At 65.0% G+C, this 21,477-nt stretch carries 20 protein-coding genes; 3 read left to right on the top strand and 17 right to left on the bottom strand.

The genetic code is table 11. The features are described from left to right. Positions 1–166: 166 nt before the first annotated feature. Entirely contained in the window at positions 167–715 is a 549-nt protein-coding gene (locus GOOTI_RS18395; protein ID WP_007240121.1) for a hypothetical protein, read from the top strand. Positions 716–774: 59 nt separating this feature from the next. Here the strand turns inward: GOOTI_RS18395 and GOOTI_RS18390 are convergent, their stop codons facing one another. The 10 genes from GOOTI_RS18390 to GOOTI_RS18345 form a co-directional block, all read right to left on the bottom strand. Continuing rightward, on the bottom strand, positions 775–1,446 hold the full coding sequence (locus GOOTI_RS18390; RefSeq protein ID WP_039994330.1) for a lysophospholipid acyltransferase family protein: 672 nt from the start codon (positions 1,444–1,446) through the stop codon (positions 775–777). Positions 1,447–1,479: 33 nt separating this feature from the next. After that, positions 1,480–2,136: a hypothetical protein gene (locus tag GOOTI_RS18385; protein ID WP_007240119.1), complete on the bottom strand. Its 657-nt coding sequence runs from the start codon at positions 2,134–2,136 to the stop codon at positions 1,480–1,482. A gap of 199 nt (positions 2,137–2,335) precedes the next feature. Further along, complete coding sequence (locus tag GOOTI_RS18380) at positions 2,336–2,890, bottom strand: RNA polymerase sigma factor (protein WP_039994323.1); 555 nt, start codon at positions 2,888–2,890, stop codon at positions 2,336–2,338. 114 nt (positions 2,891–3,004) lie between these two features. Continuing rightward, the gene (locus GOOTI_RS18375; protein ID WP_007240117.1) at positions 3,005–3,418 is read right to left on the bottom strand and encodes a hypothetical protein; all 414 of its coding nucleotides are present in this window, start codon (positions 3,416–3,418) and stop codon (positions 3,005–3,007) included. 81 nt (positions 3,419–3,499) lie between these two features. Further along, complete coding sequence (locus tag GOOTI_RS18370; RefSeq protein WP_007240116.1) at positions 3,500–3,928, bottom strand: CD225/dispanin family protein; 429 nt, start codon at positions 3,926–3,928, stop codon at positions 3,500–3,502. 120 nt (positions 3,929–4,048) lie between these two features. Continuing rightward, on the bottom strand, positions 4,049–6,364 hold the full coding sequence (locus GOOTI_RS18365) for an ATP-binding cassette domain-containing protein (RefSeq protein WP_007240115.1): 2,316 nt from the start codon (positions 6,362–6,364) through the stop codon (positions 4,049–4,051). 148 nt (positions 6,365–6,512) lie between these two features. Beyond that, positions 6,513–7,799 (bottom strand): hypothetical protein, encoded by a 1,287-nt coding sequence (locus GOOTI_RS18360; protein WP_007240114.1) that lies wholly within the window; start codon positions 7,797–7,799, stop codon positions 6,513–6,515. 111 nt (positions 7,800–7,910) lie between these two features. Continuing rightward, on the bottom strand, positions 7,911–9,773 hold the full coding sequence (locus GOOTI_RS18355) for an Hsp70 family protein (RefSeq protein WP_039994322.1): 1,863 nt from the start codon (positions 9,771–9,773) through the stop codon (positions 7,911–7,913). A 41-nt stretch (positions 9,774–9,814) separates the two neighbouring features. Continuing rightward, positions 9,815–11,245: a GTPase gene (locus tag GOOTI_RS18350; protein WP_007240112.1), complete on the bottom strand. Its 1,431-nt coding sequence runs from the start codon at positions 11,243–11,245 to the stop codon at positions 9,815–9,817. Continuing rightward, positions 11,242–13,074: a dynamin family protein gene (locus GOOTI_RS18345; RefSeq protein ID WP_007240111.1), complete on the bottom strand. Its 1,833-nt coding sequence runs from the start codon at positions 13,072–13,074 to the stop codon at positions 11,242–11,244. Before GOOTI_RS18345 ends, GOOTI_RS18350 begins: the two co-directional genes overlap by 4 nt. Before the next feature lie 336 nt (positions 13,075–13,410). On the opposite strand from GOOTI_RS18345, the gene GOOTI_RS18340 reads away from it, so the two are divergent. Continuing rightward, positions 13,411–14,685: a DUF7373 family lipoprotein gene (locus GOOTI_RS18340; RefSeq protein WP_007240110.1), complete on the top strand. Its 1,275-nt coding sequence runs from the start codon at positions 13,411–13,413 to the stop codon at positions 14,683–14,685. A 4-nt stretch (positions 14,686–14,689) separates the two neighbouring features. Here GOOTI_RS18340 and GOOTI_RS18335 read toward each other — a convergent pair whose 3' ends face one another. The 5 genes from GOOTI_RS18335 to GOOTI_RS18315 all read right to left on the bottom strand — a co-directional run bounded on the left by GOOTI_RS18335 (position 14,690) and on the right by GOOTI_RS18315 (position 19,225). After that, entirely contained in the window at positions 14,690–15,676 is a 987-nt protein-coding gene (locus GOOTI_RS18335) for a DUF5926 family protein (protein WP_007240109.1), read from the bottom strand. A 23-nt stretch (positions 15,677–15,699) separates the two neighbouring features. Beyond that, positions 15,700–16,491 carry a glycerophosphodiester phosphodiesterase family protein gene (locus tag GOOTI_RS18330; RefSeq protein ID WP_007240108.1) on the bottom strand — a complete coding sequence of 264 codons (792 nt, stop codon included), beginning with the start codon at positions 16,489–16,491 and terminating at the stop codon, positions 15,700–15,702. After that, the gene (locus tag GOOTI_RS18325) at positions 16,488–17,282 is read right to left on the bottom strand and encodes a DUF4328 domain-containing protein (RefSeq protein ID WP_233425534.1); all 795 of its coding nucleotides are present in this window, start codon (positions 17,280–17,282) and stop codon (positions 16,488–16,490) included. Before GOOTI_RS18325 ends, GOOTI_RS18330 begins: the two co-directional genes overlap by 4 nt. A gap of 281 nt (positions 17,283–17,563) precedes the next feature. Beyond that, positions 17,564–17,932, bottom strand: a complete 369-nt coding sequence (locus tag GOOTI_RS18320) for a rhodanese-like domain-containing protein (RefSeq protein ID WP_007240106.1) — start codon at positions 17,930–17,932, stop codon at positions 17,564–17,566. Between the two features lie 450 nt (positions 17,933–18,382). Further along, positions 18,383–19,225, bottom strand: coding sequence for a S49 family peptidase (locus tag GOOTI_RS18315; protein WP_007240105.1), 843 nt, complete (start codon positions 19,223–19,225; stop codon positions 18,383–18,385). Positions 19,226–19,281: 56 nt separating this feature from the next. Between GOOTI_RS18315 and GOOTI_RS18310 the strand changes: the two genes are divergently transcribed. Further along, positions 19,282–20,025: a VOC family protein gene (locus GOOTI_RS18310; RefSeq protein ID WP_007240104.1), complete on the top strand. Its 744-nt coding sequence runs from the start codon at positions 19,282–19,284 to the stop codon at positions 20,023–20,025. A gap of 16 nt (positions 20,026–20,041) precedes the next feature. On the opposite strand, the gene GOOTI_RS18305 is transcribed toward GOOTI_RS18310, so the two are convergent. Further along, the gene (locus tag GOOTI_RS18305) at positions 20,042–21,115 is read right to left on the bottom strand and encodes a winged helix DNA-binding domain-containing protein (protein ID WP_007240103.1); all 1,074 of its coding nucleotides are present in this window, start codon (positions 21,113–21,115) and stop codon (positions 20,042–20,044) included. Then, positions 21,112–21,243: a hypothetical protein gene (locus tag GOOTI_RS27075; RefSeq protein ID WP_267879819.1), complete on the bottom strand. Its 132-nt coding sequence runs from the start codon at positions 21,241–21,243 to the stop codon at positions 21,112–21,114. Before GOOTI_RS27075 ends, GOOTI_RS18305 begins: the two co-directional genes overlap by 4 nt. Positions 21,244–21,477: the final 234 nt, after the last annotated feature.

The raw sequence follows: 21,477 nt of genomic DNA, 5'->3' as shown, positions 1-21,477 counted from the left end.
ATGGCAGATCTGATGTGGGCTCGGCGTGTGTTCGACGCGGGAGTATTCGCGAAATCGACTACCGCCGACAGCCAGGAACCAGGCGGATACAAGTGGTGCCCGGTACTCACGAGAATGCAAAACGAGGCGGAATGGTGATGGATAACGAAACCTTCCGTGTGCTGATATGAGCACTAGCTCGAAAGATAAGGCTTGGATCGGATCATTTCCCATATATGACGGTGGTGGGGTGTTCCTGCGCGGGGACTTCGATTTCGACGAGGAACTGTCCCCGGCACCAGTGACCTCGTTCGACTACACAATCATGACCACCGGGGTGGAGACTGCCTGGGTTGTGCTCATGCGAGACGCCTCCTACATCGGTCTACGCATCGAACTCCGTGCCGCGGCCCCGCTGCCCGTTGAACCTCAACACCCGCTCGTCGCATTGCACCCTCTTGCACCGCACGAGACGACCAGGACGTACACGCATGAAGCAGTAGTGACCTTTACCAAACCACCTCGCCTCTGGCGTATGGGAATTGATCCAGTCGGACCGGAAGATGATCCAGTGTTTGGGACACTTGACATCGCGCCAGGAACGTACCACCTGCGGGCAACCTTGTGGCACCAGGAAACAGTCATCGACGAAGACCAGGCCACAGTTCCACCAGATCTGTATTCCATCCAAGTCGCTATTCAATTGTGGCCTTTGTCGACGACGCCTGAAAACTGACCCCTAGCGACCGTTCTCTGCCACGACGCGGTGCACACGGCGAACAACCACTGTGCGGTTCACTCCAAAGAGTCTATGCCCCAACGGATGTCACGCATCATGTCGCCCGGCGTACGGAAGTCCTCCGGGTCCAATGGAGCACCGAAGACGAGTTTCACCTGCCGTCGCCGATCGAAGGACACGCCGTTGCGGCGGTACTTGCGCAACGGCAGCACGTCATTCGAGCCAATGATCTTGACGGGAATGACCGGCGTTTTGGTACGGAACGACAAGACGGCGACCCCGGGTCTATAGCGCACTGTCTCGCCTGGCGGTACGCACCGCCCCTCGGGGTAGATGATCACCGCGCCGTTGAACCTCAGTGCTGTTTCAAGTCGCTCAAGCGCCCGGCTTCCGGAGATCTTGTCGGAGCGGTCCACCGGCACGAAGTCGAGTTTCCGGACTAGCCAGCCGACCACCGGCCAACGCCACAACTCAGCCATCGCGATGGCGATCGCGCGTCGTCGCAGCGCGCCCCAGAGAAACACGCCATCGAGCATCGAGATGTGATTGCTGGCGAGAATGACTGGACCCGAGCGCGGCACGACCTCTCGATTGACAACCTGTACGTGGACCACTCGGAATGCCGCCAGCAGACGCAGAATCCTGCGAACGACCCTCGTCATCAGCCAGGCCCGAAAACCCAATCCGCGCGGCCTCGGCTCCGTTCTCGACGCGTCCATTTCTCGCATTGTGGCAGCGTAGTCCACGACGCCTTCAGGGGGTCAGGCAAACAAATCCGGTCGATATGCGCGAACCCACGTGCCCACGACCCCTTGGCTCCAGTTGTCCTCGTACTCCGCAGGAAAGATGACTGCGGTGTCACGTACCGTGCTCTCACCCTTGCGCAAGTTCGATCCGGTCATGCGGTCATGCCCGCGGAGTACGCCCCGCGGTGCTCCCGGGACGGGCGACACTCGCCCGCGTCCTACGATCGCCAGCGACACATCGCGCTTGGTCGCGTTCGCCACTGCGGCGACTGCTTCTCCCGCGACGCCCATGCCACCCGTCTTGATCGTCGAATCATGCTGTTGGAGTCGGGCGATGTCGCCCCAGGCCATCTCCACCCGCATGCAGTCGTCGGCACGGATAATCCCCCACGACGAGAGGTCAAGCGTCTGTTCACGGAACCGTCGGCGCAGTTGATTCCGTTTATGGACGTACATGGCGGGCGTGAAGATCGCAGTACACACTGCCGCGCCGGCGTAACCGATATATCCGTTCATCGTTGCGACGCCGATGATCAGCATCGTGATGAAGTACGTGGCCCCGGCCACCATGAGCATCAGCCCGATGCCCTTTGTGCTCATGTAGTGGTCGGCATCGCGAATGTCGGTCAACCGCACGGAGTGCGTGTTGATGTGGTCAGGTGTATTCACCATGCGAAACTCGGCAGTCCTCGGTCGACACTGCCGGGTCTCGCTGTCGACATACGCGAGATCACGGCGTCAGCGAGTCGTGTTGCCTCGGTTCGGTATACAACGAGGTCACCGGAAAAACTCGACGTATCGGTTAATTCTTGAACGGCAACGCAACCTTCGTCGCCTCGACGTACGGCGTTGATCGATGTCGCTCGCTCGATCAATCCACTGCCAGTCGACCGCGCAACAGCTCTGCCAGTTGCGAGCGCCCCCGATTGAGCCTCGACTTCACCGTCTGCACGCCTACTCCCTGGTGCTCGGCGATGTCGGCATAACTGAAGTCGCCGAATTCACGCAGAACCACAGCCTCACGGATGTCGTCGGAAAGCTGTTGTAGCGCTTCGCGTAATGCGTCGCGGAGGGCGATCTGCTCGTCGAACCGGGGTGCCGACTCGTCGGCGTCGAGTGTCACCGGCTGCTCTGGATCACTGAAGTCCGTCAGGGTGGTGTTCGCCTTGCGCTTGCGGATCAGGGCGAGCGCGTTGTTGGCGGCGATGCGGTGCATCCACGTCGAGAATCTCGCCTCACCACGGAACTTGTCGAGGTTGCGCCAGGCGGCGAGAAGCGTTGCCTGCAACGCATCCTCGGCGTCGTGCTGGTTTCCGCAGATCTGCAGGCACACGGCCCAGATCTGGTTGCGATGGCCGTTGACGAGGTCGGCAAAGGCACGCTGGTCGCCATCGCGCGCCTGCATCACCAGTACGGCTTCGTCCACAGATACTCCCGATCAATCATGCACCGACGCGCCGGTGACGGATTCGTCACCGGCGCGAAGACTCTGTGCGATCTTCAGTACTTCACTCATTCAATGCTCACAGGTGGTAGCCGCTCACAGGTGGTAGTCGCCCCCGTCGTGGAATCCGCCACCGTGGTGGTCACCGCCATCGTCGTGCTCGGCGAGGTCGACGTCGTGCCCGCCGGTCGAGTCGTCGTGCTGCAGGGTCGGGTCGTCCTCGCCGTGCAGAACCGCGGGGTCTGCCGCGATCGCGCCCTGATCGTGATCGGCGCCGTCGTTGTGACCATCGTCGCCGTGCGCCTCGTGGTAGAGGCCGTCTTCCACGACGACGTCGTCGGCAGGCACGACCGGCTCGTCGTCCATGTCCGGGACCGTGCTGTCGTCTGCCGGCGCGTCGGACTCGAACGCGACGGACAGTGCATGCTCGAACGCTCCAGGCGGAGGCGGCTGCACGTCGTCGGGCGAGATGCCCAGCGCAGTCAAGACGGAGTCGTCCTCAGCGCTCATCCGTGTCTCCTTCGTCAGTGGCGGGCGGTAGTTGATGTCACCGCTCGCCCGCCTTCTCTCTTAGATGCTGCCAGGTGTGCCTCAGCCGGTGTACGCCGCCATCGACGACACCGCTGACGCGATCACCGCGACATAGAGCACGATCGAGATCACGAACAGCACGGCGAACACGATCAGCGCGTACTTCCCGAGCCTCTTGGCCTGGTCAGACGCGTGCTGGGCCCCTGCCTGGTCGCCGGAGAGCCACAGCGTCGCGACGCTACCCGCGTGTCCGAAAGCAGCGAAGGCCAGCGGCCAGAAGAAGATCACCGCCGCAGCCGCCCAACCCATGTTCGACGGCGGGCAGGTGACCGGTACGGCCGACGCCGGAGCGCTTGCCTGCTGCGACGGGCGCTGGCCGGGAGTGGCGTTCAGCTCACGACCCGAGGTTCGCATGACGGTCGTGCGGCCGTCGGGTCCGGCGTGGTTGGCACGGAAGGCGGGCATCGGCTGGTTCTGATTGGGGTACATCTGATCTCCTCGTTGTGTCTGGAGCGCTTCTCACGCTGTCAGAGATTGGATGCGGCCGGACCGTCGGAATGTGCCCACGGAGTCGTACCAATTGTGTGAGGTGGATCACTTAGGGTGCGCTCAGCGCTTCAACTGGAGCTTCGACGCCGTGTACGCGATGAGCACCACGCCGAGCAAGGCCAACACGCTGGTCACGAGGAGCGTGTTGCCGAAGGCAGGTTCCCACAGGTGTGTACCGCGTGTCTGGGGGGCCAGGGGGGCGATCGATCGCAAGTCGACCGCCATCGCCGCCCCTGCGTACCCCCAGTAGGAGGGGAACAGCCACGCGAACTGGGACAGCACCGGAGCGTCGAGCCGAAATAGCCCGCCGCAGAACACCAACTGCGAGATGACGAGGACGACCAGCGGCGGCATCGTCTGTTCGTTGGACTTCACTGTCGCTGAGATAGCAAGTCCGACAAGTGCACTCACGCATGCGATGGTCGCCACAGCACCGAGCAACTCGAGCGGCGCCGCTCCCAGGACACCTCCGGACGGAAGGCCTTTACCCAGATAGCAGATCACCACCATCACTGTCGACTGCACGATCGCCACACCGAAACAGACACCGATCTTGGCAGTCAAGTACGACGTGGACCGGAGCCCGACGGCTCGTTCCCGCTCGAAGATGTCGCGTTCGCCGACCAGATCGCGCACTGTCAGCGCGGTGCCCATGAAGCAGGCGCCGATCACCAGGATGACGAGAATCTGCAGCGGCTCTCCCGCGGTGTCCTGGGCCGTGTTGACGCCGAAACCCGCAGTGCCGGGAATCACCAATGTGAGTAGCCCCAGCACGATGGGCATGACCGCGAGAAAGGTCAGGTATCCCCGATCGGCGAAAATCAGCCTCAACTGCCGCCGAGCGATGGTGCTCGCCTGCTGTTGCGCACTTGTCTGCGGCGGGGTGTGCAGGACCGGAGCACTCGGCATCGACCGACATCGATGCGGGGTACGCCCTTCGGCTCGTGCCAGGTGTCGGCGGTGCGCATCATCAGGATGCTTTGCCACGTAAGCGAATATCTCCGCCCACTCACTGCTGCCCAGCGCCGACGTCACGTCGGCCGGGCGTCCGCAGAATGCGGTCTTGCCCCCTGGCGCGAGCAACAACACCTGATCACAGAGCGCGAGGTGTGTCAGCGAATGGGTGACGACGATGACGGTGCGGCCGGCGTCGGCGAGTCTGCGCAACGTGAGCATCACCTGGCGGTCGAGCGCCGGGTCGAGGCCCGACGTCGGCTCGTCGAGAATGAGGAGCGACGGTCCGGTGAGCAACTCCATCGCCACCGATGCGCGTTTACGTTGTCCGCCGGAAAGTGCGTCGACACGGGTGTCGAGGTGCTCTGACAATTGCAATTCGTCGAGAACTCCCGCGATCACACGGTCACGCTCGGATGCAGGCAGATCCTCGGGCAGACGCAATTCTGCCGCGAACCGAAGTGCCTGGCGGAGAGTCAGTTTGCGATGCAGCACGTCGTGCTGGGGCACCATGCCGATACGAGTGCGCAGCGACTCGTACTCGGCATGGACGTCGTGGCCGTCGAACAGCACACTTCCCGACGTCGGAGCACTGAGACCTGCGACGATCGACGACAGCGTCGACTTCCCCGCACCGGACGGACCGATGAGTGCGGTGAACGTGCCGGGGCGAGCGACGAGATCGACGTCGTGCAGGAGTTCCTTGCCGCGCTCGACGACGAGGCCGACGCCTTCGGCGAGCAGGCCTCCCCCTGCGACGGACGCCCCGGCAGTGACGAGGTCACTGCCGCGAACAACGAGGTCGGTGTTGCCGACGGTGACCACGTCACCGTCGACAACTGCGACTCGGCCCACCCTGTGACCGTTGACGAATGTGCCATTGACACTGCCGAGGTCTTCCAGATGCAGCGTCCCGGGTCCGACGGTGAGCCGCGCATGTCGCCGCGAGGCCAGCACGTCGTCGACGACGAGGTCATTGGTCGGGGCACGGCCGATGAGCGTCACCAATCTCGTGGAGGCGTCCGTCTCGTGCTGGTTCAGTTCCTTCGGAAGCGGGGCGTCGACGCCGGTCGACGACGACATGTCACGGTCGGGCGGAGGTGTCGCCGACTCGTGTGCGGCGAGTGCGACGACGAGAACGGGCGCCGACATCGGCGGCCCCAGGTGCACTGCGGTCGTCGATGCGATCGGGAGGTCGACGACCGACGCGCCCGACGTGACCAGCAGCGCCTCGCCGACGCTCACGAGATGCCATGCGTCAGCGCGCCATTCGATGACGAGATGGTGGGCGTGTACGTCCCGGTGAACGACGACGACGTCGTTGTCGGGGGCTGAACCCACCGTGATCCGCGTCGTATCCCCGAGCGCATACACGCACGATTCGACGCACACGGTTCCACGTGTGGGGACAGTGGTGGTCATGGCCGATCCGCCTTCTCAAGAGAGCGCCGCTCGTACACGGGCCGCAACGATCACCGGGCGGCAGCCTCCGCGATCTGCGGTTGAGGCTGCCGCCCGGTATGGGTTCAGCAATGCTTGTTACGCGACTGATGCGATCAGACGGAAGCGATCAGATGGAGGCATCTCCGTGCACATCGGCATGTGCGTCGTGCGCACCATGGTCTTCGTAGGCATCCGCGTCGGTTCCGTACGTCTCCTGCGGGACGGCCGACTCGTCATGCGCGGACGGGTCGGTGGTTCCGTCCGGGCCGCCATAGACGTAGCTCACGGTGTCTGCGTTGCCGTCGCCGTCCGTGTCGGTGAGCACGGTGTCGGGCACACCGTCATGGTCGACGTCGAGGACCGTGGTGTCGAAGCGCCCGTCGTGATCGCTGTCGATGAGCTTGACGTCGGGAGTGCCGTCCTGGTTCACGTCCAGGGTTGCGCTGGTGACGTTGCCGTGTGCGTCGAGAGTGTCGACCTCGCGGACCTCGCCGGCGGGGTCGAGGATCGCACGCAGATCGGCGTGCCCGTCGCCATCGGAGTCCGATTCGACGACGGTGGTGCCGTCCTGGCCGGCGTAGGCGACGGTGTCCATCTTGCCGTCACCGTCGGCGTCACCCTCGACCAGCGTGACGTTGCCCGAATTGTCGAGGTAGGCGTTGACGTGGTTGCCCGCATCGTCGGTGAGATGGACGACGTCGGCGTCGCCGTCCCCATCGGTGTCCACCGCGGAATCCGCGTGCAGCCCACTCTCGGACTCGGCGGGCGTCTGCTCGGGCGCCGATGTCGTCGTGGGCGCTGCAGCCTCGGTCGGAGCGGGAGCCTCGGTCGGAGCGGGAGCCTCGGTCGGGGCAGCAGCGGGAGCCGACGCGTCAGCGGGCGCAGCAGCCTCACTCGGGGCAGCAGCCTCCGTCGGCGAGTTGTCTGAGTGCGCGTCGGCTGGGCTCGCCTGGTTCTGCTGATCCGACTTCTCTTCGTAGGGCTCGTCGGGGCTGATGCTCGGCTTGGCATCCTGATCCGACGCCGGGGCCTGCGGCTGAGCGTCGGCGGGGGCCGAGTCGTTCTCCGGGACCTGCGTGCTCGTCGGCGCCTGTGCGTCGGCGGGGGCCTGGCTCGCGTCAGCGGGAGCCTGGCTCGCGTCGGCGGTGGATATGGACGGATCGGCTGCGGCGGGATCGGTACCGGTCGCGGCCGCGCCGACGTCTTCGCCGCTGACGGTGCCTGCGGGCTTGCCGTTCTCGGTGAAGGTCACGTCGCCGTTGTCGCCGATGACCGCGTCGATCTTGTTTCCGGCGTCGTCGTGCATGTGGACGGTCTCGGGAACGCCGTCGTGGTTGGTGTCCTCGACGGAATCGGTGGTGAGGTTGCCTTCGACGTCGAGTCCTGCGAGCTCCGGGTTGGGTGTTCCGCTCATGTCACTCTTCTTTCTCTCCGTGCCCGTCGGACTTCGTTCGCTCCGGCCGATCGGGCTTGCTTGTTGCGTTCGGGAATTGGATGCGGTGGGGTTCGGGAAATGTTCCCCGCGTCAGGAAATCAATCCGGATCGGCTCAGGAAGGTCTTGCCGTCATCGAGTGACTTCACCTTGAACACCGTCAGCTTGAGCCCCGTGGATGTGTTGGCGTAGTCGATGCCGTAGCCGTCTCCGAGATCCTTGTCGATCTCCGCAGCCGCATCGCGAGCAGTGTTCTCGACCAGAGTGCCCTTGCCATCGCTGTACGTACCTTTTCGCAGATCGGTGATCGTCGACTGCGCGGCACTCGTATCCGACGAGAAGGTGATGAAGCCCTGGGACTTGTCGCTGTCCGAATACGCCAGGAACAAGGAAGCCAGCGAGCCGTCGGACTTGACGGAGCACATCATCTCCAGCGCACCGGAGTTGGCAAAACTGTTCTTCCGGCAGTTCTCCACGCCGTTCTGCAGGGACGCGGGCAGAGTGCTGTACAACTGCTTCTCGTCAGTGATGATCGTGCTGCCGTTCGAAGCCGTCTGCCCCGCGGCAGCCGAGCTCGTCGCGGTGGCCGCCTGATCGTCGCTACCACCACCGCCGCCCTTCGACAGCGTCACGGCACCTATCGCGATGCCGACCACAGCCACCGCGGCGACGCCGATCAGCGCGATCCTGCCCCAGCGTCTGCCGCCCGCCGTCCGCGACGGCACCGTACCCGCCGCACCGCGTTGGTCAGCCGTCGGCTGTGACGGTTCCGGCCGGTACTGCGGGGACCTCGGCGGCTCTGTGCCGCCCTGTGGCATCAGTGCCGCCGCAGTCGGCGCCGGTGGTCGCTCACGGGTATCCGCGCCCCGGTCACCGATCGCGGTCACCAACGCACCCTGCGCGACAACTGTTTTGGGGTCGTCGAGCGTGGCGACCGGCCCGACCTCGGCGAGACGCTGCTGGATGAGCGGGATGCGCGACGATCCACCGGTGAGGTACAGCGCCGTCAATTGCTCGGGATGGGTGATACCGGCGTCGAACAGGGTGGCCCTGGTCAAGCGAAGAGCCTGCTCGGCAGCGGGCGTGATCAACTCGTCGAACTCATCGCGGGTGATCTGGAGTGTCTGCCTGCCCTGCGGGGTGTTGTTGATCGTGATCGTCGCCGACGGCGCTTCAGACAGCAGTTCCTTGGCACTGCGGATCGACTCCTGCAGGCTCTGCATGACGTCGACTGTCGCCGCTGATCGCAGCCACTCCACCAGCGCCGGATCCCGGTCGGAAAGGCGCTGTTCGACCCAGCGCTGGATCGCGGCGTCGATGTTCTTGCCGCCGAGTCCGTTGTCGCCCCGCGCCGCGATCACCTGGAAGGCGTTGCCCGCGGTGACCGTGAGCACCGCGACGTCGAGGGTGCCGCCACCGAAGTCGAAGACTGCGATCCGGGCACCGGGCTGCATCGAGTGTGACCGACTGTAATGCGCTGCAGCAGCGCGTGGTTCAGAGATCGTACTGATCCGCGATCCGTCGATTCCGGCGCGCATCGCCGCTTCCACCAACACGTGGATCTGCGCAGGGGCCCACGCCTCGGGATGCGTCAGCACGACCTGTGTCGGGAGCTGTCCGGCGTGTGCCGCCTTACCGCGACTGATGATTGCCGACATCACGGCGGCAACCGGAAGCGCCGACGGCAACGTGTAACCGGCGACCGTCGTCGTGGGGGCTCCCGTGATGAGTCGCTTCGGCGAAGCGACGAAACCCACCGGATTCTGCTGGGCCAGGTTGCGCGCGGCGTCGCCGACCGAGATCCGGTCGGGCGCGGCGATGTACACACTCGATGGCATCAGATTGCTGGCATGCGAGAGCGAGAGCGTCTCGATGGTGCCGCTCGTTGCGCCCGAATGCGCAGCGGCCGAGTTCGAGGTACCGAAGTCGATGGCCAGAATCCAGGTCGATGACATATGAGTGTGAGTGTCCTGTGTCGGGTGCGTGAGCTGCGCGCTCACCGATTATCGCGTGTGGTCAGGGTCGTATAGCTTCGGATCAGTGTGACGAGCGCAGCATCCTCGGCCGCCGAACTCGTGGCGAGCGACCGCTGATGAGCCATTGCGAGTCGACGCTGCGCCTCGGCGGCGACCGCATGCTGCGGTGCGTCTGCCGGCAGTCCGACACGGCCGGCAGGCGACGTCGCACGCAGGATTGTGCGGAGTTCCTCTGTCACCGCTGCGCGCGGATCGGTACGGAGCATGCGCTGGTAGTCCTCCAGAACGGTGACCAGATGCAATTCGGGTGCGTTACGAAGCCCCACCGCGAGCGTCCGGATGTGGTCCCGGGCCGGATGGGTGAAAGCCAACTGATCGAGTCGGGCAAGAATACGGTGTGCCCGGTGCAGGACCGCGAACCGGGCTGTCGACGTGCCCAGTGCTCGACGCAGTTGGTCGACACCCGACAACGACGTCAACCACGAATTGAGCTCCGCGGCACCGCGGGTGGCGATCTGCCTCCCGTTGAGGACGCCGTACTCTCCGAGCAGGCCCAACAGGCGCGCACGGAGCTGCGGCGCGAGCACGCCATGGACGTCGTCGTTGTCGAAGGTGCGCACCACGTCGAGCCGTGACAACGGGGATAGCAGGGCGAGCGCCGCCGCCAACTCCTCGGTCAACATCCCCGTGTGGCTCGTCTGCGCCATCAGTCCAGAAATCGGTAGGACGTCACTCACCGTCTCCGACAATTGCTTCGCGAGTACCCGCGCGTGCTCGGCGGCGTGCGGAATCGGGTCGCGCCTACCCAGCGCACCCTCACCGAACGAATCGGCACGCGAGAGCACACCAAGCATGTTGAGCGGGGTGAACGGCAATTGCGAGAGGAACTCGATCTCGTCGGTGCGGGGCGCGGCGTCGAACAGGAAGACAGCGGCATCTGCATCAACCGACGCAGTGCGCGTCTGCTCGAAACCGTCGATCACCGCACGCCTCGTGGCCGTGTCGTTCTCCGCCGTCAACGTCGACAACCCCGGTGTGTCGATGAGCGTCAGTTGCCGGAGCGAGCCCGAGGGCATCCACCGTTCGACGAACTGGATTTCCGACGAGGGCAGCGGCAGCTCGACCGGCTGATGGGCGTGTACGGCCACCCGATGGCGTCGGCCGTCTACCCCGACGACCTCTGCACGCGATGGGCTGCCGTCGGAGTACACGGTCACCACGTTGGTTGCCTCGAGCGCGGCGGTCTCGGCGACGGGTGCACCGATCAACGCGTTGACCAGCGTCGACTTACCCGCCTTCAACCGACCGACGATCACCACTCGAGGTGGCGACCACAAGATGGCCCCGATCGAGTTCGCATGCTCCACGAGGTCGCCGCCGAGGCCTGCGAGTTGTCGCAGCCCCCTGTCGAGAGCAGCGTGCACCGGGTCGTTCCCAGGGGCCACACTCATCGGTTGACCCCGGCGAGGTATTTTTCGGCCGACGCGATCCGTTTGTCGACGACCTCGAGATTCGACGTCAGCCGGGTCACTGTCTTCTCCCGTGACGCGGCGTCGGCCTTCGCGGTCTTCTGGACCTCGTTGATCGTGTTCTGCAGGGTCTCGATGTTCTCGCGCAGATAGTTGCGGTACCGGATCACGATCTCGGGACGCGCCTGCGCGACCGCACTGTCGAGGAGTCTGCCCGTCGCCGCCTTCGTCGCGGCAATGGTCTCGCGCAACCAGGTGAGCAGATTGGCCTTGCCCGCCCGGATCGCTCGGAATCCGAGATTGACACCGACCCACACCGTGCCGACCACGACGCCGACGCCCATGAGCGCGCTCAGTCCGAGTATCCCGCCGAGGGTCGACGATCCGACGACACCCATCGTGAGCAGCGTCGGATCGAGCAGGCCGTGCCGCTTGCTCGCGACCTGATGCGTCTCGATGCGCTTGTCCTGCATGGATTCGACGATCTGGGTACGCAGCTCTTCCCACACCGTGGGATCGTCGGCGAATCGAGGCGCGATCACGGTGTCATGGAGACGCTGCAAGAATTCGGCGAGTGTCTGCGCCATTGCCAACTGCAGATCAGCGTGCATGTCGGCGGTGAACTTCTGCTCGCTGCGCCGCAGCACCTGCATGCCGTGCTTGTTGACGTAGAGCGTCCACTTGTCCCGCACGTCGTCGAGACGGCGCTCGAGATCGTCGACCGCCTGCTGTCGGAGCAGCGTGATATCTCGCGCGAGGTACTGCTCCCATTCACGTGCCTGCTCCTGCAGTTCGGTCAGTCGATCGCGCTCGGCGGTGAGGTCCGGAAGCGCCTTCGCCCCTGCCTGAACTGCGTCGAGTTCTCGAGAGATCTTGCCGCGCACCACTTTCAGACCTTCGAGACTGGTGCGGACCGCGTCCGCCTCGGGCAGGTCGGCGGCTGCGTCGAGCCTGCGTGAGAGTTCGGCACGCAACGTCGCGATGCCACTCTCCTGCTCGAGGCGTTCGCTTTCCGCGGTGTCCGGCAATTCCGCTGCGATCGACGCGAGCAGACTCGACACCCCGAACACCGGGAACGGGCGGCCGATCTCGCGGGAGATCAAGCGCTCGTCCTCTGCGACGATCTCCCGCCATTTGCGCAGGTTCTTGTCGGTTTTGGTCACCACGACCACAACCGAATCGACCGTCGACGACGCTTCGCGGACAAATGCCATCTCGGGCGCGGTGAGGGGGGACGACGCATCACACACCAGTACCAGCACGCACGCCTGCTGCGCGGACTGCGATGCGAGCTTCGCCAATCCGACGTCGAGTCCACCGACGCCGGGAGTATCGACCAGGGTCACATCCGCGACACGGGCTGTTCGGATCGCGATGGCCGCGGAGGTGGGGAGTTCGTCGACCTGCGGGTCGAGAACCTGCTCACCGTCGGTGGTCACCCACTGCGCGAGCTCACCGACCTCGACATGTCGCTGGGTTCCGGACGGGAAGAACAGTTCGGCGGCCTCGTCGACGTCGAGCGCGGAGTCGACAGTGACCGACACCGCGGTCGACGACGTCACCTCGACGCCCACCGGGCACAGGTCGCGCCGACCGACCAGGGCGTTGATCAGTGAACTCTTGCCGCGCTGCACCTCGCCGACCACGACAACCGTGCGCGCCTGCCGATCGCGGGAGAGTTTCGTCGCCGCGAGGTCGGCCACAGCGTCCATCTTGTACGCCCGCAGCACAGTCAGTGCTGCCTCGACAATTGCGGACGCGTCCGCGCCTGCGGGTTTGTTCTCCCCCGCGGTGCGTGTCTGTGCGCCCATTTCTGTCCACTTCTGATCGTCTCGGCGGGCGAAATGTAGCAGTTACCCGCATTCGTGTGGCGGAGCACTGTCACGCCGTACGCCCTGGTTCTTTGTACGAGTCCAGAACTCTGACGAGCTCGACTCCTCCTGCCAGGGCGTGAGTCTAGTGCCGTTCTGCCAAACCGCCATCAGCCGGACGCCCAAATGACGCGCTTGCCCATAACTGAGCGGCATGTAATAGCCTGCTGAGCGGGGAAACGAGCGTCACGACCGGACACGACAATTCCTCGGCTGAGGAGAATCACTCCTCAGCGACCCGCCGACGCGGGAGTAGTGGAAAGGAAATTGCTCACCATGCAGAAGCCGATCGGGAAAGCCGTTGCGGTGGCGGTCTGTGCGCTCCTGACAGGCGTGTTCTCTGCATGCTCGACGGACGGCCACGCCGTGAGCGACGCCGATCCCGCCGCGCAGGCAGCCGTCGACATCAAAGCGCTCGACACCGGCAAGTACCCCACCAATCCGCGACCCCCGTTCGGCAAACCAGGCACCGAGTACATCCTCGAGTACGAAGCCCAACGCATGGCGCAGTTCATCGTGGCACCCTTCGAGATCGACCAGGACCTCACGCGCGTCAGCAATCCGACGTACGCGGTGACCGGCACGAATGCACTCAAGGGGGTCCTCACCGAGGATGTGGCGAGCGTCGACGTGAACAAAAAGGCCATGCTGTATGGCTACGTCGCCACCGCGGGAACCCCCGACGTCAACCTCCGCCAGGGCAACCGGCGATCAGTGGTCAACATGGTGCTGCGATACATGACCCCTGACGACGCCGCCGAGGCGGTGAAGCAGATGGGCGATCTGAACGCCAAGCAGCCGAGGAACACCGAGATCCATCCCGCCGGGATGTCCGGAAGCCGCGTCATGTCCTACGCCGGATACGACGACACGACGTCGGTGTCCGCCTACACGCAACACAACGACTACGTGCTCTACACGTGGTACCAGGCGTCGAATGCGCAGAAGGACACGATCGAACCCGCTATCAAGAAGGCGATCGCGCTCCAGGGTCCGTTGATCGACCAGTTCCCCGCCACGCCCACCAAGGCGGAGGCCAAGGCCAAGAACCTGCCCCCGTCGAACACGCTGATGGACCAGGATCACATCCTCATCTACGCGCTGCCCTACACCGACGAGGAACTCAAGGAGGGTAAGACGCGAGAGGTCAGCCAGGGCAGTACCCGCGCCGTCTACGGCCCGCGCGGAATGGCGTTGCGCAGCACTGATCCGCCGACCACGTTCAAGCTGCTGACCGATGTGGGTTCCACCGCGAACGCGGTCGAGAGAACGACGGTCTATCGAGCCAAGACCGATGACGGCGGAACGCGGATCTTCAACGAGTGGTACAGCGGCCAGATCAACGACGGGTGGAAGGCAGAGGCTGCGCCGCCGAATCTGCCCGTGGCCAAATGCCTTAGCAAGAACGACAACGAGCTTCTCTATTACTGGTGTGAGGTGAAGGTCGGTCGGTATGTCGGCGAAATCTCAGGGACCGACAAGAAGGACATCTACCAGCAGACCGCGGCCCAGTACGTCATCCTGACGAAGGCCGATCAGAAGGCCAACTGATCGGTCAGCGGATCGTCACCTGACGGGTCCGCAGGCCGTCACGCGAGCTTCGCTCCTCGATCGTCAGATCGCCTGGCTCACCGAGAGCTTCGGTGAGCCAGGTGTCGAACCGATCGAGGCCTTCGTACCACTCCTCGTGGTGCATTTCGTTGTCGATATCGAAGACGGGCACCAGTAGTCCGTGTGTGCGGAACGAGCCCGCGAAGCGCGAGCCCTCACCGAGCGTGAGCCGCCCCGCGGCGTGCAGTCGCGCCAACGCGTTCATCAGTTCGTCCTCGGACTCGGGGCGCACCCAGCGCAGGTGCGCGCGATCGCCCGCGTCGACCCACCACGGCGCGCCGATGCCGCTCTTGGGGTGCAGCCGCGCCGTCGGCAGTACGGTGTCGCTCGCGCGCTCGACCATCGGCGCGATCTCCGCGGGAACCTCGGCACCGTCGGGGAACCACCAGGAGAAGTCGTCATACACGATGATGTCCAGCGGTGCATCGGCTTTCAGTACGTCGGCCAGGGTCTGTCCCGATTCAATACCCGGTCCCGCGTACTCGTCGCCGATCTTTGCGTGTGCAGCCCACGAGATCGATTGTGCGAGAGCGGAGTTGACGTCCGCCGGTTCGGGATCGGTCTGTGTTGCCGCGACCCCCTGTGGTGCACCACGGAATTCGCGAACCAGCGCGGGGATGGCACCGGGGAGGATCGTCGCCAGAAGCACCTCGTTGCGTTCTCCGGCTTTCGGCGCGGGGCGAGGGGCGTCGTCTGGCATCACCGACGTGGGTTCGGGAATCGTGGGGCCGGGCTCGACCAGGTCGAGTACCGCGGTCGCGGAGCTGACGAACGACCTCAGCGCGACGAGATCACACTCGGCAGCGAGGCCCGCGAACGGTCGGGGGGAGGGCTCGAGCGTCGCGGCGGCGCGCGCCTTTCGCGCGGCAACGCGCTCTGCCCGGTTACTACCGGGACGCGGACCTGATCCTCGTTTGCTCTTCTTGGCCATTGGTCCACCCTCTCACGTACCGGTCAGTCGACGGTCACCAGCCAGTCACGCACCTTGGCGGGTCGGTTGGTGGCCACCCACCGCACGCCGAGGTCGGCGCAGAGCTGGACGTCGGGCTGCTCGTCGACGGTCCAGCAGTAGGTGACGCGTCCGGCTGCCGCCGCCTTGTCGACGATGTCGGGATGCATGCGCAGCGTCTCGACCGAAGGCCCGATACCGGTGGCGCCGACTGCTGTCGCCGCCGAACCGCCGAGCACCCGGGCGGTGTCGCCGAGCAGGATCGTCGGCAGCATGGGCGCGTGTCGACGGATACGCCACACACCCGCGGACGAGAACGAGATCACCACCGCGCGGCTGTGATCGGCCGAGGGCGGTGACGCGACACCGAACTCGTGCAGCAATTCGAGGAGCTGTTGCTCGACGAGACTGCCGTAGCGGACGGGATGTTTGGTCTCGATGAACAACCGCACCGGGCGTCGCCAATCGAGGGTCAACGTCAGCAGTTCGCGCAGAGTGAGGACCACTGCCGGGGTGTCGGTGTCGTGCCAGCTACCGAAGTCGAGTTCACGGAGTTGCGCGAGGGTCATCTCGCTGACGATGCCCGAGCCGTTGGAGGTGCGATCGACCGTTCGGTCGTGGATACAGACCAGCTCATGATCGGCAGTGAGCCGGACGTCGCATTCCAAGCCGTCGGCGCCCTGGTCGAGGGCCAGTTCGTAGGCTGCCAGGGTATGTTCGGGCGCCTGCGACGACGCGCCCCGATGCGCGACGACGGCGGGCTTTCCCGATCGCGAGACCTTGTCGTTCACGCTCATGCGACCGCCACCCACCGCTTGGTGACGGTGGGCTCGGAGTCGGAGCTCAGTACTTCCGGGAGATGCCGGGAGGCCCACAACGCGAAGACTGCAGAGACTGCCGCACTGATCGTGATCAGCGCGAGGGCGTCGGCACCGGTCTGGATCGACCCAGAACTCACCGAGACCGCCCAGGTGATTGCCGCCCAGATCGCCAGTGCGTTGACGAGGGCCCACGCGATCCAGAGGCGGTCCAGCGCGGCTCGCGTCACGCCGTCGACGCCGCGCTCACGCCAGTCCGCTGCCGCCGCGTTGGCCGCCTCGTGCAGGAGCAGAGGAGATCCGACGACATTGACGACCGGAATGCCCGCCAGGACGATGATCTGCCACCGCGGACGGGGATCGCGGTTGCCGCGCCGTCGATAGGCCCGTTCGCGCACTGCAGCGAGCCACCGCACCGAGACGACGACGGTACCGAGAACAGTGATCAGCGCGAGAACTCCCGCGAGAATCACCAGTGCACTGCTGACGACGATCAGCCACGCCGGCAGCGGCGTGCTGCGGTTGATCACCAGCAGGATGTAGCGGAACAGGTGCATCAGCGCCGACGCGGCGAGCGTTCCCGCGCACGCCAGCAGAGCCGTACGCAGTGCATCAGCGGCGTGCGTGACCGGTGCGTCGATCCGGTTCTCGTCGATCGGCTCGTCGCGCAGGCCCCAGCGCGGAAGGTAGGTGTAGCGCGGGATGAGACGCGGTCCGCGATACGCCTGCGGTCGGCGCGCCGGGAACGACTCCGGTGGCCGCCGTGCCACCCAACGAACGTTGCGGCTGCGGTACATGCGTGGAGCCTGCGCTGGCCGCGACGGCGCGATCGGTCGAGGCGTCGGCTGCCGGAACGGTTCCGACCCCTGCAGCCCCCCGGACCGCTGCGTGATGTGAGCGGGGACCGGCTGCGACACGCGCGGCACACGGGCAGCCGCCTGCGCCGACTCCACCACAACCAGGTTGCCGCCACAGCGCGGACAGTGCTCGCGCCCGTCCCGGTGCGGCGCCTGGATGCGGCATCGCGGACACATGTCGTACATCGGCGTCGCTACTTCGCGTCCCCGGACGACCCCGCGTCGGACGATCGCGAGTCACCCGACCCTGTCTGGACCGGCTTCTCGTTCTCGAGCCAGGCGAGCATCCCACCACGCACACACGACCCGTCGACACCGACCTGCTCGAGGTACTGCAGTACCCGCATCGAGCGGCCACTGGAGTGGCAGATGACTAAGAGTTCCGAGTCGAGGTCGATCTCGTCCAAACGAGCGGGGATCTCGCCGAGGGGGATGTGCAGCGCTCCCCGCACATGCCCTGCGTTCCATTCGTCATCCTCGCGGACGTCGAGTAGGACGCGGCCGGGCTCATCGGTGAAATCGTCCGGCAACTCGGTTGCCGGTACCTGTGGAATGTCGCCCATGCTCACGTTCCCATGGTGGCACATCGCGCGAGTCGACCACTGCCGCCTCGATGAAGATGACCACCGCCGCCGCGGCCACCATCGCGTCGCCCGTCGCATCGCCCCGTCGATCGTGTGCATGGAGTCGATCCATTGCGTGACGCGCGATTTGACACTGCCCGGGACCTACGGGACCTCACGCGGACATCTATGTATGTCGTCATAACGCTATCCACATGCTGGTTTGACAAGCAGCGCTTGAGGCAACTCGCGGGAGTATCAACCTGTGAATGAGGCTGTGAATTTGTGGACAACTTGTCCGATCACGGCCTCGACATGTGATGCCGGTCACCAAAACGTCGGTCAACCACTATATTCCCTTTGCGATCGTGCATATGACGTCGCCGTAACGGACAGTGTCGCCGACATCACAAAGGCTGTGGACAACCTGGGGACAACTGTGGATGGCCCTCAGCGGAAGTCGATGCGCTGTGCCTTCTGGGCAGCAGAGAGCACTCCCGAGACGATTGCGTCGGTGAGCGCTGCGGCACCGGTCGGACCGTTCAGCAGACGCGCCAGAATCGGCTTCGGCGCGGAGATCACCGAGATCTCGACGTCGGGATAGCGTTCGGCCACCACCGATCGCATGACCCCGATACCGTCGACGAGGCCCACATCGCGGGCTCTCTCCCCGATCCAGATATCACCGTTGAACAACTCGGTGTCGGAGCCCGCCAACTTCTTGCCACGACGCTGCTTGACCCACGCGATGAACGCCTGGTGCAGTTCGGACTGCATGCCCTTCAGCCACGCGACGTCGTCGGGATTCTCCGGCGAGAAGACGTCGAGCCGAGCCTTGTTGTCGCCGGCCGTGTAGAGCCTGCGCTGCACACCGATCCTGTCGAGCACCTCGTTGAAGCCGAAGCCGGACGAGACGACGCCGATCGAACCGACGAGCGAGGTGTGCGCGGCGAAGATCTCGTCGGCTGCGCACGCGATCCAGTAGCCACCCGACGCCGCGACGTCCTCACAGAACGCGAGGACCGGTACACCCTTCTCCGAGGAAAGCTGCCGAATGCGCTCGGCGATGTACTCCGACTGCGCGGGCGACCCGCCAGGCGAGTTGATCACGATGACGACGGCCTTGACGTGCTCCGTCTCGAAGGCACGCTTGAGGACGGGTTCGACCGACTCAATGGTCATTCCCCGTCCCGCTCCCACATGACCGATGACACCGTCGAGACGCACCACGGCGACTTTTTCGGCACGCGAGTGCTGGAACTTCTTGACGATCTTGCCGACGGCCCCGTTCATTGGATCGAGTCTAGACGTGTCCACCGGGCTGTCGGGCGAACCGTAGACTCACGTCCGTGGACATCCGGTGGCTCACCGCGTTTCTGGATTTTCCGGCCGACACGTTCGGTGACGAGGTCACGTTCTGGCGCGCGATCGCGGGCAGCACCGTGTCGCCGCCGCGCGGCGAGCAGCGTGAGTTCGCCACTCTCGAACCGTTCAACGGCGATCCCCACCTACGCGTCCAACGCATCGGGAGGGGGCCCGGTGGAGTTCACATCGACCTCCATGTCGACGACCCGCGAACCGCGGCCGTCGAGGCGGTCGGGCTCGGCGCCACGATCCGCAACGACAACGGCCACCTACTCGTGCTCGAATCACCGGCGGGATTCGTCTTCTGCCTCGTCGACTGGACCGGCGAATCCAGACGATCCCGACCGATCCGCTGGCCGGACGACACGATCAGCATCATCGACCAGGTGTGCATCGACGTGCCCACCGGCCTGTTCGACCGTGAGGTCACGTTCTGGGCACAGCTCACCGGATGGGAGACACAGAGGATCTCGCGGCCCGAATACGTTCGGCTGCAACGCGACCCGCAGCTGGCCGTCGGCATTCTGCTGCAGCGTCAGGACTTCGGGGTTGTGCCCACAGCCACCGGTCATGTCGACCTCGCGACCAATTCGGTCGCCCAGGAGGTCGCGCGGCACGAGGATTGGGGAGCCCGACTGGTTGAGAGTCGCGAGCACTGGACCGTGATGTCCGATCCCGTGGGGCGGCCCTACTGCATCACCTCGCGCAATCCGCGCACCGGCGACTGAGCCCGAGGTCGAACGCTCAGTGCTTCGCCCGAAACGCGCGCAGTAGTTCGATCTCGTCGTCGAGTTCTGCTCGCTGTGTCTTCGTCACGGTGCCGAACAGTTCGACGTCGACGCCGTCGCACCCGGCCAACCGCCACGTACCCGCAAGCCACCCGTCGACCAGCACGAAGCCGGGCGACCGCCCGTTGGGTGTGACCGTGCGCTCGAAGAAGTCCTTGTCGGCGATTCGGTACCGGTCGGCCTGCGCCACCAGGACGTGATCGAACGGACCGACAAGTCGCACGGGCGCTGGAGTGTCGGGGTCGGCGAGTCCGAGACCATCGAGGTCGAACAGCACCTCCCCGGACGGTCCCTCGAGACGTTCCAACTCCCAGTCGTCGACCATCGCGTTCAAAATCGGTTGTAGTCGCGTCAGGCCCGACCAGGTGCTGATCGCCTTCGCCGACGCCGGACCGAAACCGCGAAGATACAGGCGTATCAGCTCTTTTCGCGCTTCGTCACCGACAACGGCCGGCTCCCCGGGACCGATCCAGTCGTCGAGGAGTTGATAGGTCGGAGCACCTCCGCGCCTCCACAGCCCGCGGGGCGGCACCTGCACGAGCGGCAAACCACACCTCGCGTGGGTGGCCAGCGTCGCTGGGTTCTCATCCGGATGTCGACGCTGCAGTGCCTCCTTGAGCTCGGCGAGCCCGAGCGCGCGTCCGGCGAGCAGTTCCGCGGCGTCGGCGACGACCCGATCCGGCGTCGACGACGCCAGGTCGTGCCGACGGTTTGCGCGCACACCGGCGTCGATGGCGTCTTGCGCCAGCGCCCTGATCCACCGGGCGTCCTCGCCATCGATCAAGAAAACCGTGTTGCGTAACAACGCGATTCGCACCACCTCGCGCTCGCTGAGCAGTGCGTCGAGTTCGTCCGGCTCGAATCCCGCTATCCGCGACACGAGGCCGTAAAAGGCGCTCGACGGATCCTGCGACTGCATCCCGACGATACGGTCGATGACCTCGATGGCATCCTCGTCGACACGTTGTGTGAGGTGCTGACGCGCGAGCAGTGTTCGATTGGCCTGCCGCGCCGTGATCCGCTCCGTCACCGTCTGATCAAGCCGTCCGCAGCCAGCTCGGAGTCGTACCCGGACGCGCGAATGGGCAGGTCAGAGGGCATCATGACCACGACTGTACGTGAGCCCTCGGTGCGCGCGACCATGGTGACTTGAGTCATAGCCGCACCTGTGTCTATTATTCTGGCTAAACGTAGCCCCTGTGACACCGGTCACTTTCAGCCCGACGACGGCGTCGCCGTCGTCCACTCGAGACGGGAATCGGATGGCATTGAATGCATCGCGCCAGCCGCGACTGATGTCGACCCGCCCGGGTGTACCTAGCGCCGTCTACAACGTGCGACACTCGTGTCTCACGATCGGACTCAGCATCGTGGGGCTTCTCGTCCTCTTAC

The sequence above is a fragment of the Gordonia otitidis NBRC 100426 genome, assembly GCF_000248075.1.
GTDB classification, from domain to species: Bacteria; Actinomycetota; Actinomycetes; order Mycobacteriales; family Mycobacteriaceae; genus Gordonia; species Gordonia otitidis.
The sequence above is the reverse complement of the archived record's forward strand: the minus strand, read 5'-3'. Positions and strand labels throughout refer to the sequence as shown.

Excerpts from the sequence above, each read along its gene's own strand:
- GOOTI_RS18390 (WP_039994330.1), bottom strand. The coding sequence starts at position 1,446 with ATGCGAGAAATGGACGCGTCGAGAACGGAGCCGAGGCCGCGCGGATTG.
- GOOTI_RS18340 (WP_007240110.1), top strand. The coding sequence starts at position 13,411 with ATGCAGAAGCCGATCGGGAAAGCCGTTGCGGTGGCGGTCTGTGCGCTC.
- GOOTI_RS18315 (WP_007240105.1), bottom strand. The coding sequence starts at position 19,225 with ATGAACGGGGCCGTCGGCAAGATCGTCAAGAAGTTCCAGCACTCGCGT.
- GOOTI_RS18355 (WP_039994322.1), bottom strand. The coding sequence starts at position 9,773 with ATGTCATCGACCTGGATTCTGGCCATCGACTTCGGTACCTCGAACTCG.
- GOOTI_RS18365 (WP_007240115.1), bottom strand. The coding sequence starts at position 6,364 with ATGACCACCACTGTCCCCACACGTGGAACCGTGTGCGTCGAATCGTGC.
- GOOTI_RS18395 (WP_007240121.1), top strand. The coding sequence starts at position 167 with ATGAGCACTAGCTCGAAAGATAAGGCTTGGATCGGATCATTTCCCATA.
- GOOTI_RS27075 (WP_267879819.1), bottom strand. The coding sequence starts at position 21,243 with ATGACTCAAGTCACCATGGTCGCGCGCACCGAGGGCTCACGTACAGTC.
- GOOTI_RS18370 (WP_007240116.1), bottom strand. The coding sequence starts at position 3,928 with ATGTACCCCAATCAGAACCAGCCGATGCCCGCCTTCCGTGCCAACCAC.
- GOOTI_RS18360 (WP_007240114.1), bottom strand. The coding sequence starts at position 7,799 with ATGAGCGGAACACCCAACCCGGAGCTCGCAGGACTCGACGTCGAAGGC.
- GOOTI_RS18385 (WP_007240119.1), bottom strand. The coding sequence starts at position 2,136 with ATGGTGAATACACCTGACCACATCAACACGCACTCCGTGCGGTTGACC.
- GOOTI_RS18375 (WP_007240117.1), bottom strand. The coding sequence starts at position 3,418 with ATGAGCGCTGAGGACGACTCCGTCTTGACTGCGCTGGGCATCTCGCCC.
- GOOTI_RS18320 (WP_007240106.1), bottom strand. The coding sequence starts at position 17,932 with ATGGGCGACATTCCACAGGTACCGGCAACCGAGTTGCCGGACGATTTC.
- GOOTI_RS18335 (WP_007240109.1), bottom strand. The coding sequence starts at position 15,676 with ATGGCCAAGAAGAGCAAACGAGGATCAGGTCCGCGTCCCGGTAGTAAC.
- GOOTI_RS18345 (WP_007240111.1), bottom strand. The coding sequence starts at position 13,074 with ATGGGCGCACAGACACGCACCGCGGGGGAGAACAAACCCGCAGGCGCG.
- GOOTI_RS18350 (WP_007240112.1), bottom strand. The coding sequence starts at position 11,245 with ATGAGTGTGGCCCCTGGGAACGACCCGGTGCACGCTGCTCTCGACAGG.
- GOOTI_RS18330 (WP_007240108.1), bottom strand. The coding sequence starts at position 16,491 with ATGAGCGTGAACGACAAGGTCTCGCGATCGGGAAAGCCCGCCGTCGTC.